Below are 17588 nucleotides of genomic sequence, written 5' to 3' on the forward strand. Positions count from 1 at the left end.
ATGAATGGACTTCATAGCATCATATGATGGGTGAACGGGATCATCGAACCAAAGGCGGTCGAGGATGAAAAAACGGTGTAATCGCGGCAAAAACGGCAAAACAGTCGGCAATGGCAGCATCTCCAAGACCCGCAATAGCGGACGTATATCTGTGATATGGCTGCTGCTGGCCGTGGTGGTCGCGGTGTCGCTGACGGTCGGGGCATGCGCTTTGTGGCTGCCCGACCGGGCACCCGCACTGCTCGGCTCCGCCAAGGAGATCACGAGCGCGCCGGCCGGAGTGCAGGAGTACACGGGAGCCACCCAGGTTACCATGATTCCCACGGTCTCTCAGACGCGCGAACTGGTCGGCAACGCCTCCGGCACAGTGACGGAGGACATATCATCGCAGGGATTGACCTCTGGCAAGACCGCGATGAAGGTCAACGGAGTCTCGGTGGTGGCGCTGGCGACAGCCACGCCGATGTACCGCGACCTCGCCACCGGGGACAAAGGCGACGACGTGCTCGCACTCAACAACGAACTCGCACGCCTCGGACTGCCGGCCTCGGCGAAATCCACCACATATACATGGAACACGTCTCAAGGAGTGAAGCAGCTCATGAGCGCCGCCGGCGACACGTCGGACGGTTCATTGCCGCTGACCGACGTGCTGTGGATACCTGCCGCGAGCGTGCGGGTCAACGAATGGGCCGGCACTGTCGGGGCGACCGTGGCCGGGGGAAGCGTCGTTGGGAAGGTGCCCGGCAGTGTCACGAAATTCTCCATCCAGAACGGGCAGCCGTCGGAACTCGACCGGACGGTCACCCTGATCGGGCAGACCGCCACGCTGAAAGCCGGCACCACCGAAGTGGATGACGCCGAGTTCTGCGCCAAAGTCGCCGCCACACAGGAATTCCAGTCACTCACCAGCGACATGCTCGCCACAGGTCTGGAAGCCAGCGTGCAGCTTGTGAATCCGGTGCAGGCGCTGCGCGTGCCGGCCGCGTCGGTGATCGGCGTCAACGGCAGCAAGGGGTGCATCGTCTCGGGTGGCAGGACCATCAAGGTGTCAATTGTCGGATCCGAGCTCGGGGCGAGTCTCGTCGAGCCCCAAGGCGCCGATGCCGCGGCTATCACCTCGGTTGAGATAGGCAGTGGTTTGACCGGCGAAAGCTGCCGATGATGACGGGGGAAGATGTATACGCCGGTGCCGGAGTCGGTGCCGCGCCGCAGCCGGAGCGATCGGTGAGCGTACATGATTTGGCGCATAGGTTCCCCGGAACGGACGTGTTGTTCGAACATCTGGATTTCACAGCGATACCCGGCCAGACCGTGGCGATATGCGGGCCATCCGGATGCGGCAAGTCGACGCTGCTGTCGATTCTTGCCGGATGGGAGAAGCCGTACCATGGCACGGTGGAACGCAAGAACGTGGAACGTGTAGGCTGGGTGTTTCAGAACCCGTACGGCGTGCCCGGGCGAACGGCTCTGGACCATGTCGTGTTCCCGCTGCTGGCCAAGGGGCTGCGCCGGCGCGAAGCGGAGCCGCAGGCGTTGGAGGCCATGGGGCTGTTCGACTTGGAGTATGCGGCCGACCGGCGGTTCAGCGAACTGTCGGGCGGCGAGGCGCAGCGGCTCATGCTGGCCCGTGCAGTATGCTCCAGACCTGACATGCTGCTCGTGGACGAGCCGACTGCACAATTGGATACGCGCACCGCGCACTCGGTGAGCCACGTGCTCGGGAACCTGGCCGGACAGGGCATGATCGTGCTGGTCGCCACCCATGACCCGGACACGCGCGACGCCTGCGGTCGCGTCATCGACCTGGCCGACTACGCCCCCGGCGATAACGAGGACTCCAGTTTTGCCCCCGCTGGCGGAAACGAACCCGCTGAGCCTACCGATTCCGCCCCCGCTGGCGGGGGCTCCCGCGAAGCGGGTGGGGGTGGTCCCACCGACTCAACTGACATCGCCGAAAATGGATCGGAGGTGCGCTCATGAGACTGGGATCCATCATCTCGGAGACGCTGCGCAACATCGCCTCGGGCACCGCGCATGCTCTCGCCATGTTCCTCGCCGTGCTGTTCGCCGGCACCCTGCTCGGAGGATACGAGGCGATGTCGGTCATGAGGTTGGAAACCGAAGCCGCGGTGCGCATCCGCGCATTCGCCGACGTGAAAACCGTGGTCGGCGGCAATGTCGACGGACTCGCCTGCGACCGGCTCTCCGACCATGGCGACCCGTCGTTCATTTCCGGGGCGATGCGGTCCGGCCCGCAGGTCGTGCCGCTGGCAACGAATGGCATCGAACTGTCATCATATGAGGTGACCGCGGGCATGATACGGCTCATCACCGCCGAAGACCCGCAGGAGGTTCCGGACTCGTCCGGCGTGTGGGTGTCATCCGACGTCTCCCATGATTTCGGTCTCGTCAAAGGCAGCCGCATGCAGACGAATCATGGCACGGTCACCGTGGCGGGCGTGTTCGATTGGCCGAATGACGGCAGGGACATGCGGTTCGCCTATGCGATGATCGCACCGGCGGCATCGAGCGGCGGCGTGTTCCAGGAATGCTGGGCAAAGCAGTGGCCGCAAAGCGACCAGATGGACGAGCTGCTGTTGTCCACCGCCACGAAGAACCCGAAATCGGAGATGCGTCCCGGTGTGACCGCTCTTAACAAGGGGTTCGATGCGCATTATGACGCGCAGAAGGGCTATCTGACCCGTGTGACCCGTTGGATGCCGTATCTTGGACTGGCGGTCGGCCTGCTGCTAGGCGGGATTTCGGTACGCCGCCGCCGGCTCGAATATGCAGGCGCGTTGCACTCGGGCGAATCTAAGGGCGCGCAGCTGCTCGGTATCGAACTGGAATCACTGATCTGGGCAGGAGTCGGCACGCTCGCGACATGCGCGCTGCTCTCCGCGTACGCGCTGCGCATGTCGCAGTCCGACCCTCTTGCCGTGTTGCTGGCCGCCGTTCGTACGCCGCTCGTGTTGCTGGCCGGAGTGCTCGTCTCCTCGCTGTTGACGGGATCGGTGATCCGACAGACGCAGCTGTTCCGCTACTTCAAGAACCGGTAGCGCCTAATCCCGTGTCACTTCGCCAGTCCCATCTGGTATTTCAGGGTCATCACGCGCGTCGCGGAGGCCGTCACCTTCTTCGCGAAGGCCGGGTCGGACTGCGCACGGGCGATGATACCGTCAAGAATCGGCGTCACATATGACGTATCGCCTATGCACGCCAAATCGCCGCCGGCGTCCACCAGACGCACGCCCAGGTCCTTGGTCGCTATGCCGCTGACCGCCGCGGCCGAAAGGGAGTCTGAGATCACCACGCCGTCATAGCCGACGCTGCCGCGCAGCGTGCCGTCGATGATCTTGCTGGAGAACGCGGCGGGCGCCGACGAGTCGATGCGCTGGTAGGTCGCCAGCGACATCATCACCATAGCCGGCTTCGCCTGCTTGATCGTGGTGTTGAACGCGCCTATCTCCTCGTCATCAAGCGTGGTCGTGGTGTCGAGGATGCCTTCGGTCGTGAAATCGGTATTGCCGGTCACCGCGCCCAAACCGGGGTAGTGCTTGACGGTCGCGCCGACGCCCGCGTCGCGCATGCCTTCGACGAACGCGATGCCGTGCTGCGCGTTTCCGTTGGAATCCAAACCGAAATCGCGGTTCAGCGCGCCAATCGGAGCGTTCGAGGAACGCTTGACCTGCACCGTCCCCAATACCGGGGCCAGGTCGACGTTGATGCCGGCTTGCTTGAGCTGGCCGCCCCAGGTCTTTGCGGAGGAGCGCAGCGTGTCAGCGCTCATCTGGCCCTGCGCCACCGCGGACGGCATCGTGTCGAATCCACTGCCCTTGAGATGCTGCACCTGGCCGCCTTCCTGATCGGTGGAGACGATCAGCTGGTTGCCGCTCGGAGCATAGCTTTGCAGCGCGTCAGCGGCGGTCTTGGCTGCGGCTGTGCCGTTGTTCCAGTTGCCGATGAGCACCACGGAACCGACATGGCGTGTGCTGATGAGGGCGCTGAGATCGGCCGGATTGCCGCCTGCGAACATCGGTGCCATGATGAGCTGCCCGGCCCGTTCATCGAGACTCATCGTGGCGATGGCGCGGCTCGCCTTGGCCGCGGGGGAGTCACCGGCTGCCTTCTGATGCTCCTGAGATTTCTGCGGTTTCGGTGTGGGGGCCTTGTCGCGGTTCAGCGTCGAAGAGGAGGACTGTGGCTGCGCGAGATGTTCGAGCGTGTCTTTTTGCTGGGGGCGCAGCATCCACCATGCCGTGCCTGCCGCCACAAGGGCCACCACGCAGAGCATGGCCGCGATGATGGTGGGGGCTGAACTGGGGCGCGGCCTCCTGCCGCCGTGTTTGATCTGCTGCATCCTCATATGCACTAGCGTAGGCCATCATGTGTAGTGGTTGTGAAACGGTTGTACGACGGCTGTGTTCTCAGCTCAGAGCATGACCAGCTTTCCTAGCCTTTCGATAGGCTTGTATCATGTCTTTTTTTGATATGTTGGGTATGTTCGATCCCGGCGACGGGCCACGCGGGCCACGTCGGGACTCCGGTGCGACCGATGACGATCCGGTGATCGTCGATGTGCAGGCGGATGGCGACGATCATGGCGAGACGCCATCCGCCGGCAAGGGGGAGCCGCCGAAGCGCGGCGTGCCGAGGCTCACGCCCCGACCGTTGCCGAACGGGCCCAGCAAGGGGACGAAGATTCTGATCGGCGTCGTGCTGGCGCTGGTTGTCGTCGTCGGCCTGTTCTTCGGCCTGTCGCAGTTCATCACGGACCTGATGTGGTACGGACAGCTCGGTTTTCAGAACGTGGTGTGGACCCAGCTGGGTGTCAAGTTCGGCCTGTGGGCGGCGTATGCGTTGCTGATGGCCTTGGTCAGCTATGTGTCCGCTTGGCTGGCTATCCGCGCTCGCCCCGATTCGTCCGACGGCTCGACGTTCCGCATCAAGGACGACGTCATCGAAGTGGGCAAGTCGTTCAGTTCCAAGACCGCGCGTCGCGCCGCCGTGGTCGTGTCGCTGGTCGTGGGCGTGATGTTCGGCTCGCAGTTCAACTCGAACTGGTCTGAGATCCTGCTGATGTTCAACGCGCAGAGCTTCGGCACTGCCGATCCGCAGTTCGGCATCGACAACGGGTTCTATGTGTTTGTGCTGCCCGGTTTGCGGCTGGTGATGTCGGCCGTATCGATGCTGCTGCTGATGGGCATTGTGTTCTCCGTCGTCACGCATGCGATGATGGGCGGCATCCGCTTCACCATGCCGGTGCATGGTCGCGGAGTGCTCGCTGTGACCAAGCGCGCCCGTCGCCAGATCGGCATCTGGCTGATCCTCAACATGCTGGCCTGGTCCGCGCGCCAGGTGATCGGCGTGTTCACGCATCTGACCCAGCAGGGCGACCGCATCACCGGCGCCGCATACACCACCGTGCACGCGACCATTCCGGTCACGTTCATCATGGCGGCCATCACCGCGATGCTCGGTGTGTTCCTCGGCGTGTGGCTGATGCGTTCCCATGCGTTGGAAGGCGCCGCCAAGCCGAGTGTCCGCGCCGCCGCGGCTCTCAAGGCGTGGCGTACGCCGGTGATTGCGATCGCCGCCGCGCTGGTCGTCTCGCTGGTGCTCACCGTCGCATGGCCGATGCTGCTGCAGCGGTTCAAGGTGAACCCGAACGCGCAGGAGATGGAATCCACCTATATCCAGCGCAACATCAACGCCACGCAGCAGGCGTACGGGCTCGACAAGGTGAAGGTCGAACAGTACAAGGCCACCACCAAGGGCAAGTCCGGAGCGCTGTCGTCCGAGGCCGAATCCACCGCGCAGATCCGACTGCTCGACCCACAGGTCGTCAGCCCCACGTTCAAGCAGCTGCAGCAGTCGAAGCAGTACTACACGTTCGCCGACACGCTGGCCGTCGACAAGTACGACATCGACGGCGTCAGCCAGGACACGGTGATCGCCGCCCGAGAACTGGATCTGGAAGGCAACGACAACCGCAACTGGGTCAACGACCACACCGTGTATACGCATGGGTACGGTGTCGTGGCCGCATACGGCAACAAGGTGGCGGCGGACGGGCAGCCGCAGTTCTTCGAATCCAGCATCCCCACCCAGGGCAAGCTCACCGAATCGCAGAAGTACGAGCCGCGCATCTACTTCTCCCCGAACGCCCCCGAATACTCGATTGTCGGGGCTCCGAAGGGCATGGATTCGTGGGAGTTCGACTATCCGACCGGATCGCAGGGCGCGACCAATACGTTTGACGGCGATGGCGGCCCCTCGGTGGGCAACATCTTCTCGCGGCTTTTATACGCGGTCCGGTTCGGATCCGATCAGATCCTGTTCTCCGACCGTGTCACTTCCGACTCGCAGATCCTGTACGACCGTTCCCCCAAGGAGCGCGTCGCCAAGGTCGCCCCGTACCTGACGCTGGACGGCCGCGTGTACCCGGCGGTGGTGGACGGACGGGTCAAGTGGATCGTCGACGGCTACACCACGTCGGATGCCTACCCGTATTCGCAGATGACCGATCTGGGAAGCGTCACGCAGGATTCCACCACCAAGACGTCGAACACGATCCAGGCGTTGGGTTCGCAGAAGGCCAACTACATCCGCAACTCGGTCAAGGCGACCGTCGATGCGTACGATGGCTCCGTCGAACTGTACGCCTGGGATGCCAACGATCCGGTGCTCAAGGCATGGGAGAAGATCTTCCCCGGACAGTACCACCCGATCTCCGAGATATCCGGCGACCTGATGAGCCACCTGCGTTACCCGGAGAACCTGTTCAAGGTACAGCGCGAGCTGCTCGCGAAATACCATGTGTCGTCCGCAGGCCAGTTCTTCTCCGGCGAGGATTTCTGGCAGACGCCGGTGGATCCCACCGAATCGGCCACGGCGCAGCAGCAGGGCGTTCCGCAGCCCCCGTATTACCTGTCATTGCAGACCGGCGGGTCGAAGAAGCCGGTGTTCTCGCTGACCTCCTCGTACATCCCCGCCGGCACGTCCACGCGAGAAATCCTCACCGGCTTCCTGTCGGTGGATTCCGACGCGGGCAACGAAAAGGGCGTAATCGGGCCGAACTACGGCACGATACGATTGCAGGAGCTGCCCAAGGACTCCAACGTTCCCGGACCGGGGCAGGCGCAGAACAACTTCAACGCGAACGCGGACGTGTCGAAGGAGTTGAACCTGCTCGAATCCGGTTCCACCAAGGTCAACCGAGGCAACCTGCTGACACTGCCGCTGGGTGGCGGTCTGGTGTATGTGCAGCCGGTGTACGTGCAGTCCAGCGGATCGACCAGCTTCCCGCTGCTCAAGAAGGTGCTGGTGGCGTTCGGCGACCAGGTCGGATTCGCCGATACGCTCGACGAGGCGCTCGACCAGGTGTTCGGCGGCAATTCGGGTGCGTCCGCGGGCGATGCCGAGAATTCCGGCAACACGTCTCAAAGCGGTGACGGGCAGAACAGTGGCGGGCAGAACGGCACTGAATCCGGTGATGGCAGCGAGAGCAACGGCAACGCGAATGGCAGTGGTACGAACGAGGGCAAGGACCAGAACGGTTCCTCCTCGCAGGGCGGCAGCCAAAGCCCCGAGCTTCAGCAAGCGCTGAAGGATGCGGCCCAAGCGATGAAGGACTCCCAGTCCGCCATGAAGAACGGCGACTGGACCGCCTACGGTGAAGCCCAGAAGCAACTGGAAGAAGCCCTCAACAAGGCCATCGAACTCGACGGTGGCAAGTAAGAGCCAAACCAGAAAACCCCAGTACTGTGAACGCCCCCACGCCGGGGGCGTTCACTATTTCTTGCCCCGCTGGCGGGGGCTGTCATGCACAGCATGACTGGGGTGGTTCTCGGCCCAGAACGGCCCCCAGCCATGCTCTACCCACCTGACCATCTGATTCGCTCCCAGCCCGTGTGCCACACTAGGCGAAAAACACCCCAAAATCGCATGGTGTGGTACAGCAGAAGGCCACACCATGCGATGTGAGCCTTCACATCATGTGGTGTGGCAGAATGCGAGTCGTGAAAACCGCCATTTTCCAATGATCGGTGGATGAGCCCGGAATCACCCTTGGCCACACCAGCCCCAAAACCCTCAAAAATCGCATGGTGTGGTACAGGCGAGGGCTAGATGGCAGTCGGTCGGTAACCATCCCCACACCTTCTCTCGCGGAAGTCCCATCCGGCGGTCTTCAAACGGAACTTTCGCGGGAGGGAGGGAGCTGACTAGTGGGAAAGGGGAACCTGACTAGCGGGCGGCGATGAGATCGAATACGTGCTCGACTACGCGCGCCGTGCAGGAGCCGTGCTCGGGGATGGCCACGTTGCGACGGATGAACGCCTGATAGGCGGCATGGTCGAAATCGTCGTGCTCGATGGCTCTCACGATCGCCTCGGCATCATCCGTGAACAGCGTCGGGATATCGCGCTTCGGGTCGATGTACAGGCTGCGTTTCTTCGAATAGTCCGGCCAGTCGTACGCATAGAGGAACACCGGCAGGTCAAGCAGTCCGGCCTCATAGATCACGGTCGAATAGTCGCTGATGACGTAATCGGCGACGAACAGCATGTCGTACTGGCTCGGATAGTGCTGGAATACGTGCGGATTGTTGATACGCAGGTCGTCCAACGGATGGCATTTCACGATCAGGTTGTACTTGTCGTAATCGATGGCATCGGCGAGGGCTGCTGCCGCCTGAGTCTGATTGGCGGGCGTCTTTTTGCGGAACGTGGGGCAGTAGACGATGTTGAGCTTGCGCCCGAGTTCCGGGAACTCGCGGATGATGCGTTCGCGCTGCTGCGCCCGGTACGAGCTGTTGATCAGCAGATCGCACCGGGGCAGTGGCGCCTCGTAGATGATGGACGGGTCGATGTCGAAGCCGCGAGCGTAATCGCTGATGAACGATTTGGATGAGATGAGCACGGACGTGTACCCGCGATGCATGTTCAGCAGCGAGGCGGTGGAGAACTTCCGGCCTTCCTTGGAGCTCAACGCGGTGTATCCGAACTTCTTCATGTTGCCGAGCGCATGCCACATCTGGATGACGGGCACGTCGATGTAGCCGGCGAGCAGGCTTACCACGATGGCGTAGGTGTCGAGCAGCACCGCCTGGCTGGTGGCGATGAAATACAGCTGCCGGATCATATGGAACCCGTATCGTACCGGGTTGTGCAGCTTCTTGGCGAGGATCACCACGGAATAATCCGGATGCGTCTGTCTCACATAATGGCGGATGAGCCGGAAATCGGTGGTCGGTCGGTCGCTCTCGCGACTCAGGCACACAATCCTACGCTTGCGCGGGAACGCGCGGAAGAACCTATATGTAAGAAGCATCATCATCCGAACTGCATTAATCAGATGACGTTTCATTCTTGTTCTCCCTTACCGAAGCATCAGGTTGGTGTGTTAGCCGGTCTACCGTAACTGCAACTATATATAACATGGGTTACCACAAGGGGAACCATAAGGTGTCGTAAAGGAGCCCGGGGATGTCACTGGACGTTCACCAAATCCGCTGGCGGTCAAGTTACTTGGAGATCGACTATTCCTCGCGGGATGGTGGTGTGCCGTGGCTGTATTGCGTGGGACGTCGCCAGTTCGTTCCGTTCGAGATCGTCGGGCTTGAGAGCGGTGTCCGCCGCGCCCGCCTGAACCTGGTGCTCGGGGACGGGCGCGAGGTGCTTCCCGGCGGCCAATGGATCATCTGCGAGAAAATCAAGGAGTCTGCGCTCTTCAGTCTGCAGGCGCTGTACGCCGAATACCCGCTCATGCCGCAGCGCGTCGACTACGATGTACGTCACCTGCTGCCCCCGGAGTTGCGTGACGATGATGAGGCGGTCGCACAGTACACCGACGAAGAGCGTCTGGAACTGGTGGCTCGGCACCCCTATGTCACCAGCGGAGTCACCTACGACGATGAGGTGCTGGAGCGGCTTGACAATCTCGACCGCGTGTTCCGCTACGGCAAGAACAGCTACGCCTATACTGGTGTGTTCGTGCCCAAGACGAATCGTGCCGGTCTCATCTATCTCGCGTTGCACATGCAGTTCTTCCAGCGCAACAAGACCCCGCGCCACTGTCAGCGCAGTCGTCGCCAGATGCAGAAGGACGTTTTCGCGGCGACGTACTCGGTGATGACCAAGCTGGTGCCGCGCAAGCGCAATCGAATCCTCTTCCTCAAAGAGAACGGCGAGGGCCCGACGGAGAATATGGAGGCGTTGCAGAGCCGCATGATCGAGCGCGGCATGGACAAGCGCTTCGATATTCGTGCCCGGTACCGCAACGTATTCGCGGGCAGGCAGAACATCGTCGCCTGGCTGCGCGACCTGTTCGAGATCGCCCGAAGCCGGTACGTCTTCATCGACGATTACACCCCTGTATTCAACTTCATCGACCCCGGTGAAGATGTGACGCTGACGCAGATCTGGCATGCCGGCGTCGGTTTCAAGTCGGTCGGCTATGCCCGTTTTGGTCTCAAGGGCTCGCCGGATCCGTACAATTCCGCGCACCGCCGATACACGTACGCGCTGGTCGGCAACGAGCACCTGCGTCGCATCTATTCCGAGGTGTTCGGCATCGAGGAGGAGGCGCTGCTCGCCACAGGCATGCCCAGGCTCGACCATTTCCTCGATGAGAAGGTCGAGAAGGAATACCGCGAGGAGATGGCCGACAAGTTCCCGTGGTCGGCCAAGGGACGCGTCATCGTGTTCGCTCCGACGTTCCGCGGCACCGGTCAGCGCACCGCGTATTACCCGTATGACGAGATCGACATGGATCGTCTGTACCGCATGTGTGTCGAGACGGACACGTATTTCGTGTTCGAGATGCATCATTTCATCCGCAAGCGTCCGGATATCTCTGCCGAGTACGCCGACCGCATCTTCGACCTGTCCGATGAGAGCCTGACGAAGCTGTTCTTCATCGCCGATGTGCTGGTGACCGACTATTCGTCGTGCTTCTACGACTACCTGTTGCTCAAGAAGCCGGTAGTGTTCTTCGTGCCCGACAAGACCGCGTATTCGCTGATCCGCGGTGTGCAGCGGTCCATCGACGAGATGGCGCCGGGCGTGGTGTGCGATACGTTCGACGAGTTCCTGGACGTGCTGAGGACTCGCCATTATGAGACGGTTTCCCCTCACCCCTCGTCCATCGACCGCGCCGCCGAGCGCAGCGGACTCGCCAGCGACCGTGCCATCGACACTATTATCTACGGCAAGGATGTTCCGGGTGTGCGCAAACAGGCCTCCGGTAAGGGAGGCGCGGTGCCGGTCCGGCAGTCCGACAAGTCGGCCAAGTCCGAAAGGAAGGCAAAGGAACTGCTGGATTCCAAGGTCGCCGACAAGGATACCAAGTCCGCCTCCGACGAGGAGGAGTGAGCGTGCCGGGGAGCACGAGCATGGCCGTCGCGCCCGCCGCCGGCGCCGGCGAGCCCGGCAGTGGCTCCGGCGAGACTGCCCGGCACGCGGCACCACGCGGCGCCGGGTGCCCATCATACGAGCTGCTGTCCAAATACCGCGGCGTGCTGATGGGCGTGCAGATCCTGCTGATCATGGCGTTCCACTACACCGAGGACCTGTCGAACGCGGCCGACCATTTCAACGGTCCCGCTCAGGTGTTCTACGACTATATCGGCAGTTCCGGCGTCGACATGTTCCTGATGATCTCGGGGCTGGGCCTGTACTACTCGTGGAAGCGCAACCCGGACGCGGGGGCGTTCTACCGCAAGCGGCTGACCCGCGTGCTGGTGCCGTACGTCGCCGTGGCGCTGGTCGGGTGGATCTGGTTCGACTTCGTCCATTCGGATGCCGGAGTGGTGCGTTTCCTCGCCGACATCGCATTCGTCACGTTTTTCACGGACGGTGTGAAGTGGTTCTGGTACATAGCGGTGTGCCTGATTTGCTATGTGCTGTTTCCGCTCGTGTTCGCCGTCGTGGACGGTACCCGAAACGTCGCCGCGGCATGGGTGCGAACGTTGGCATTGTGTGCGGCCGCGGTGCTGGTCGCGGTGGCGCTGTACAGATTCGCGCCGTCTTTCTACGACAACGTCGATCTGATCGTCAACCGCATACCGTGCTTCATCTTCGGCGCGCTGCTGGGAAGGCTCTCGCATGAACGTCGTCCATTGCCCATGCCCGTGGTCGCCGCATGCCTGACGGCCGTGGCCGTCATGCTCTACCCGATGCAGCTGGTTGATGTCCCTCTGGTCAAGGTGTACCTTCGCGCGGCGTTGAACCTGCTGTTGTGCATATGCGGCGTCGTCATCATGGACGTGATGGCCCGCGCGGGAAAGCCCGCGCTCGCAGGCCTTCACGACGTGGTATCAAAAGTGCTGAGCTGGTTCGGACGGTATTCGCTGGAACTGTATCTGCTTCACGTGATGATTCGCAAGATGCTGAACCTCAACGACCTGCCGACCACGCACCCGCGCTATGAGGCCGTCGTGATCATCGGCGCGATCGCGCTGTCGATACCCCTGAAACGGCTGTGCAACCTGATTCAGCACAGGCTGCTGCGTGGGAAACGTTTACTTAATGCCAAAGAGTATAGGGGCACATATGCGGCTTGATGCACCAGCAGGCGAAAAAATGGCTGTATTCGTTTCACATGCCTTTGTTCTATATTTGAACCCTCTGCCGGTACCTCACATAGATGGCCCGTTCCTGTTCGGCCCGAACCGTTTCTTCCGTGACTACCTAGAGGGACGCAATATCGCATTTGAGGATCAAGAGTTGCAGGTGGATTTCTCTTCCATGAATGAGATGGGAATAACATTCATGGAAGAATGGAACAAGATGTACACTGGGTGAGGCGCAATCAAAGCTGTCTGTCTTCAAAGAGAAAGATGTCCGCTATTACGCCGATGACTATGCCGCCTATGTGGGCCAGATGGTATTGGGTTGCGAGATCGGCGCCGAGCGTATTCTTGAACACCCTGATATCGAACGTTTGAAAACTGAGAACAAGAAACTATCCGAGAAGCGAAAGAAGCTCGAAGCGGATCTCAAGAAATCTCGCGCCGAGGTCCAGAAACTCCGTAACTCGAAGTCGTGGAAGGTCACTGCGCCACTGCGGGCGGTCATGCGCCTGTTTGGAAAGGACTGATGGTGATCCGTCTTAGTGCACTCTGCGTGCCGAATACCACAGAAAGGTGAATGCTCGGTAAATAAGTCGTGTCTGGAACATAGACTACGTATGAGTTAACGGGGCTGCAAGCCCGAAAGCGCATATACATATAACAGTGGAGAGGGCATGAACATCGCTGTCATTTTTGCGGGCGGCACCGGCCAACGCATGAATTCGCGAACCAAGCCCAAGCAGTTTCTGCTTGTGTACGGCAAACCGATCATCATCTACACGCTTGAGGCGTTCGATCAGCATCCCGACATCGACGCCATCGTCGTCGTATGCCTGAAGGAATACATCGACGTTCTCGAACAGCTCATCACCAAGTTCGGCGTCGGTAAGATCGCCGCGATCGTGCCAGGCGGCTCATCCGGGCAGGAGTCGATCCGCAACGGCGTCGACAAGGCGAACAGACTGTATCCCGCGGATTCGGTCGTCATCGTTCATGACGGCGTCAGGCCGCTGATCGACCAGCAGACCATCACCGACTGCATCGTCAGTGTGAAGAAGAACGGCAGCGCCGTCACCGTCGTACCCGCCACCGAGACCATCGTGCAAAGCGAGGACGGCGTGATCACCAACATCATCAACCGCAAACAGTGCCAGCTCGCCCGCGCCCCGCAGTGCTTCCGCCTCGGCGAGCTGCATGACGCACACCACAAGGCCGTGGAAGAAGGGCTCGGCGACTTCATCGACTCTGCGTCCCTCATGTCGTACTACGGCTACAAACTGTACGAGGTGGAAGGCGCCAGCTCGAACATCAAGATCACCACGCCATCGGACTTCTATATCATGCGCGCCATCATGGACGCGGAGGAAAGCTCCCAGATCTTCGGTCTGTGACACGAACACGGAGGACAACGACCATCATGTTTGATCTGCAAGAGGAATATGCGTCACTGGCGCAGCATCTCGATATCGACTGGGATGCGCTCGCCGGCCGGCATGTGCTCGTCACCGGTGCCACGGGCCTTATCGGCTCGCTGTGCGCCCGCACGCTGCTGGAACGCAACCGCTTGACGGGGGCGGGCATCATCGTGGACGCGCTGGTGCGAGACCCGGCCAAGGCACAGGCCATGCTGGGGCAGTACACGGCCGACGACGGGCTCGTGCTGCATCAGGGATCGCTCGAAGATGTCGACTCGCTCGACCTGCCGGCGGACTATGTCATCCACACCGCCTGTCCGACCGCATCGTCGTTCTTCATGTCCCATCCGGTCGAGACGTTCTCCGCGATCGTAGACGGCACCAGGTCGATGCTGGAACTGGCGCGACGCCGCGGCGCGGCCTCCTTCGTCTACGTCTCCAGCATGGAGATCTACGGCATGGGCAACAAGCAGCGCGGCACGGAACACCTGCTTGACGAGAGCGCCGTCGGCTACATCGACCCCTGCTCGGTGCGCAGCTGCTACTCCGAAGGCAAGCGCGCCGCCGAAAACCTGTGCGTCTCATACCATTCCGAATACCAGGTGCCGGTCAAGGCCGTCCGCCTGGCACAGACCTTCGGCCCGGGCATCCCTCGCGACGACGTCCGCCTGTTCGCGGCGCTCGCACGCAACGCCGTGGCCGGCAAGGACTTCGTCATGAAGACGACCGGCGAAAGCACACGAATGTACTCATACACCGCCGACGCGGTGTCCGCCATCCTCACCGTGCTGGTCGCGGGGGAGAACGGCGTCTCGTACAACGTGGCCAATCCCTCCACCTACTCGTCAATCCGCGAGATGGCCGATATGGTGTACCGCGAATTCGGTACGGGCGACGCGCGCGTCATCATCGACGTCGACCCGAACGCGCCCTACCCGCCGGAGCACCACCTGCCACTCGACGTGTCACGCCTTGAGGCGCTCGGCTGGAGGCCGCAGGTAGGTCTCGAAGACATGTACCGCAAGCTCATCGCATACATGGGCTGACCTCGCGGGAGACCGCACCTGACCATGAGAAGACAAGCAGATTTGGAAGAACATTGTTTGCAACACTGAAGCAAGTCGTCGGCGAGAACTGGCATTGGCGACGGCAGGTCTGGAATCTGGCGAAGATCGATCTGGTGAAGACGTACCGCGGTGCCGCGCTCGGCAAGATCTGGCTGTTCGCCAAACCGGCCGTGTACATCCTGGTTTTCTGGGTGGCACTGAAATTCGGTCTGCGCAGCTCGTCCGACGTCAACGGCAAGCCTTTCCTGCTGTGGCTCGCCGCCGGTGTGTTCCCATGGTTCTTCATGTCCGACATGATTACTACCGGCAGTGACGTATACCGTCGATACCCGTATCTGGTGAACCGCATCAAATTTCCGCTGTCGCTGATCTCCACGTTCTACACGCTGTCGCTGCTCATCATCTTCGCGTGCATGATGGCGTTCACCACTGTGGTGGCGCTGCTCACCGGCGTGCATCTTGGCCGCTACATGCTGCAATTGCCGCTGGTCATGGTGTTCATGTTCCTGTTCTGGGTGGCGTGGTCCATGGCTTTGTCGCCTTTGAGCGCGATATCGCGCGATTTCTCGAACCTGCTCAAGACGCTCGGCACCCCGTTTTTCTGGCTGTCCGGCATCCTGTTCGACATCAGCGGCTGGCCGCGTACCGCCCGTCTGGTAGCGTCCTTCAACCCGGTCACATGGGTCGTGCAGTCGGTGCGTGACTGCTTTATCTACAACAAATGGTTCTTCACGGATTGGGAGTCGTTCCTGCCGTTCCTGTTCGTGCTGATGATCTTCGTCGTGCTCGCGCTGCACAACTACCACCGTCTGTACATGGAGGTGCCGGATGTCCTCTAAGCTCCCATCGAATGTCACGCGAATGGGCGATGCCACGGTCATCCGCGACGAGGACGCGAGCAATCCCGTCGCCGTGCGCTTCGACCACGTCACCAAGCAGTACAAGCTGTTCAAGAACGACAAGCTGCGCCTGCTGTCCACCTTCTCCAAGCGCATTCCGCACGATACGGTCAACGCGAGCGACGACCTGAGTTTCACCGTGAACCGCGGCGAATCCCTGGCGCTGCTCGGCGACAACGGCGCCGGCAAGTCCACGGCGCTCAAGATGATCACCGGCGTGTGCTTCCCGACGTCCGGCACCGTCGAGGTGCACGGGCGCGTGTCCGCGCTGCTGGAGCTTTCCGCGGGCTTCGACATGAAGCTGTCGGGCATGGAGAACATCGACATGCGCTGCCAGCTGTGGGGTTTGTCGAAAGAGGAGTCCAAGGAGCTCATTCCCGAGATCGTGGAGTTCTCGGAACTCGGCAAGTACATCGACCAGCCGATGCGCACGTATTCGAGCGGTATGCGCGCCCGTCTGGGCTTCGCGTTCGTGTCGTCGATCCGCCCGGACATCCTGGTGGTGGACGAGGCGCTGTCCGTCGGCGACCGCAAGTTCGCGAAGAAGTGCCGCGAGCGGGTCAACAGCATCATCGCCAACGAGAACGTGACCGTGCTGTTCGTCACCCACTCGACCGGCACCGCGAAGGAGTTCTGCCACAGGGGCATCGTCATCCAGAAGGGCAAAGCCATGTTCAGCGGTGGCATCGAGGAGGCCGTCGACTTCTACACCGCCTCGTGACGCTTCGACCGTTCCGCTGACGGCGTTGCCGGCAAGCGGCACGGTCGACGTCCATTGACCGCGTTCGGTCGGATGGCCGGGACAACTCCCGCGTTTCGCGATTTTGCGGCCGTTGTCCTGCGAACGATAACGCGGGCATGTCCCGGATGGCCGGAATTTCGTGGTTTTGTGCTGGACAACTGCTGCAAAAGGCTGTTTTGCGGCAGTTGTATCGTGTTCGTTCTGGACAACTCCCGCGTTTCGTGATTGTGCGGCCGTTGTCCACGTTTCTGTCGGCGGATCGAGGCGAATCGCGCATCATGCACCGCTGACACCAGTCTCACCCGCCCTATCCCGCCGGCAGGGCGGTTGTTATGCTTGAAGACATGTCCTATACCATCCGCGCGGCCGTTGACGCCGACGTTCCGGCCATCGCCGACATCTACAACGAGGCGGTGATCCGTGGGGGAGCGTCCGCCGACCTTGAACCGGTGTCTCTGGAAAGCCGTCGTGCGTGGGTCGACTCCCATCGGCCACGCGCCAAGTATCCGGTCGTCGTCATCGAAGGTCCCGAAGGCGCCGTCGTGGGGTTCGGCTCGCTTTCGAAATTCCATCAGCGGGCCGGATACGACGGCATCGCCGAACTGAGCTACTACATCGCCGGCGACCACCAACGCCAGGGACTCGGCACCATGATGGTGCGATGGCTGATCGATGCCGCGGCAGAGCGCGGATTCACGCATGTCACGGCGATCATCTACGCCGACAACGCCGGTTCCGTCGCGCTCATGCGGCGGTTCGGATTCATCCGGTTCGGCCTGCTTCCCGCCGCGGTGGGCGCGCTCGACGGCAAGCTGCATGACATGAGCTATTGGGTCAAGGCGTTGGCGGGTGGGGTACAATCCTTAAGGTTGAAGACAGGAGAGTAAC

The 17588-nt window shown here is 61.5% G+C and carries 15 protein-coding genes; 13 read left to right on the plus strand and 2 right to left on the minus strand.

The window, feature by feature from the left end:
• Positions 1–64: 64 nt before the first annotated feature.
• From BBBF_RS03450 to BBBF_RS03460, 3 genes are read left to right on the plus strand one after another with little or no spacing between them, the layout of a single operon-like run.
• A complete protein-coding gene (locus BBBF_RS03450; RefSeq protein ID WP_033509439.1) occupies positions 65–1165 on the plus strand; it encodes a hypothetical protein in 1101 nt (366 codons plus the stop codon).
• A complete protein-coding gene (locus tag BBBF_RS03455; protein WP_033509502.1) occupies positions 1165–1983 on the plus strand; it encodes an ABC transporter ATP-binding protein in 819 nt (272 codons plus the stop codon). Before BBBF_RS03450 ends, BBBF_RS03455 begins: the two co-directional genes overlap by 1 nt.
• Positions 1980–3062, plus strand: a complete 1083-nt coding sequence (locus tag BBBF_RS03460) for a hypothetical protein (protein WP_014760094.1) — start codon at positions 1980–1982, stop codon at positions 3060–3062. Before BBBF_RS03455 ends, BBBF_RS03460 begins: the two co-directional genes overlap by 4 nt.
• A gap of 14 nt (positions 3063–3076) precedes the next feature.
• Here BBBF_RS03460 and BBBF_RS03465 read toward each other — a convergent pair whose 3' ends face one another.
• A complete protein-coding gene (locus BBBF_RS03465; RefSeq protein WP_014760095.1) occupies positions 3077–4363 on the minus strand; it encodes a glycoside hydrolase family 3 N-terminal domain-containing protein in 1287 nt (428 codons plus the stop codon).
• 116 nt (positions 4364–4479) lie between these two features.
• Here BBBF_RS03465 and BBBF_RS03470 point away from each other — a divergent pair, with 116 nt between their 5' ends.
• Positions 4480–7743 carry a UPF0182 family membrane protein gene (locus BBBF_RS03470; RefSeq protein WP_014760096.1) on the plus strand — a complete coding sequence of 1088 codons (3264 nt, stop codon included), beginning with the start codon at positions 4480–4482 and terminating at the stop codon, positions 7741–7743.
• A gap of 507 nt (positions 7744–8250) precedes the next feature.
• On the opposite strand, the gene BBBF_RS03475 is transcribed toward BBBF_RS03470, so the two are convergent.
• On the minus strand, positions 8251–9342 hold the full coding sequence (locus BBBF_RS03475) for a CDP-glycerol glycerophosphotransferase family protein (protein ID WP_021647995.1): 1092 nt from the start codon (positions 9340–9342) through the stop codon (positions 8251–8253).
• 149 nt (positions 9343–9491) lie between these two features.
• Here BBBF_RS03475 and BBBF_RS03480 point away from each other — a divergent pair, with 149 nt between their 5' ends.
• From BBBF_RS03480 to BBBF_RS03520, 9 genes are all read left to right on the plus strand, one after another.
• Positions 9492–11378, plus strand: coding sequence for a CDP-glycerol--poly(glycerophosphate) glycerophosphotransferase (locus BBBF_RS03480; protein WP_021647996.1), 1887 nt, complete (start codon positions 9492–9494; stop codon positions 11376–11378).
• Between the two features lie 2 nt (positions 11379–11380).
• Positions 11381–12568 carry an acyltransferase family protein gene (locus BBBF_RS03485; RefSeq protein ID WP_080665063.1) on the plus strand — a complete coding sequence of 396 codons (1188 nt, stop codon included), beginning with the start codon at positions 11381–11383 and terminating at the stop codon, positions 12566–12568.
• Positions 12558–12809 (plus strand): hypothetical protein, encoded by a 252-nt coding sequence (locus BBBF_RS03490; RefSeq protein WP_231855240.1) that lies wholly within the window; start codon positions 12558–12560, stop codon positions 12807–12809. The genes BBBF_RS03485 and BBBF_RS03490 overlap by 11 nt, the downstream gene beginning before the upstream one ends.
• A 79-nt stretch (positions 12810–12888) precedes the next feature.
• Complete coding sequence (locus tag BBBF_RS03495; protein ID WP_014760101.1) at positions 12889–13104, plus strand: hypothetical protein; 216 nt, start codon at positions 12889–12891, stop codon at positions 13102–13104.
• Between the two features lie 147 nt (positions 13105–13251).
• Positions 13252–13968 (plus strand): 2-C-methyl-D-erythritol 4-phosphate cytidylyltransferase, encoded by a 717-nt coding sequence (ispD, locus tag BBBF_RS03500; RefSeq protein WP_021647999.1) that lies wholly within the window; start codon positions 13252–13254, stop codon positions 13966–13968.
• A 26-nt stretch (positions 13969–13994) separates the two neighbouring features.
• Positions 13995–15038 (plus strand): NAD-dependent epimerase/dehydratase family protein, encoded by a 1044-nt coding sequence (locus BBBF_RS03505; protein ID WP_003819097.1) that lies wholly within the window; start codon positions 13995–13997, stop codon positions 15036–15038.
• 53 nt (positions 15039–15091) lie between these two features.
• Positions 15092–15898: an ABC transporter permease gene (locus tag BBBF_RS03510; protein WP_021648000.1), complete on the plus strand. Its 807-nt coding sequence runs from the start codon at positions 15092–15094 to the stop codon at positions 15896–15898.
• Positions 15888–16679: an ABC transporter ATP-binding protein gene (locus BBBF_RS03515; RefSeq protein ID WP_003812647.1), complete on the plus strand. Its 792-nt coding sequence runs from the start codon at positions 15888–15890 to the stop codon at positions 16677–16679. Before BBBF_RS03510 ends, BBBF_RS03515 begins: the two co-directional genes overlap by 11 nt.
• Before the next feature lie 353 nt (positions 16680–17032).
• Positions 17033–17587, plus strand: coding sequence for a GNAT family N-acetyltransferase (locus tag BBBF_RS03520; RefSeq protein ID WP_021648002.1), 555 nt, complete (start codon positions 17033–17035; stop codon positions 17585–17587).
• The last annotated feature ends 1 nt before the right edge of the window (position 17588 follow it).

The sequence above is a fragment of the Bifidobacterium bifidum ATCC 29521 = JCM 1255 = DSM 20456 genome, assembly GCF_001025135.1.
Taxonomy (GTDB): domain Bacteria; phylum Actinomycetota; class Actinomycetes; order Actinomycetales; family Bifidobacteriaceae; genus Bifidobacterium; species Bifidobacterium bifidum.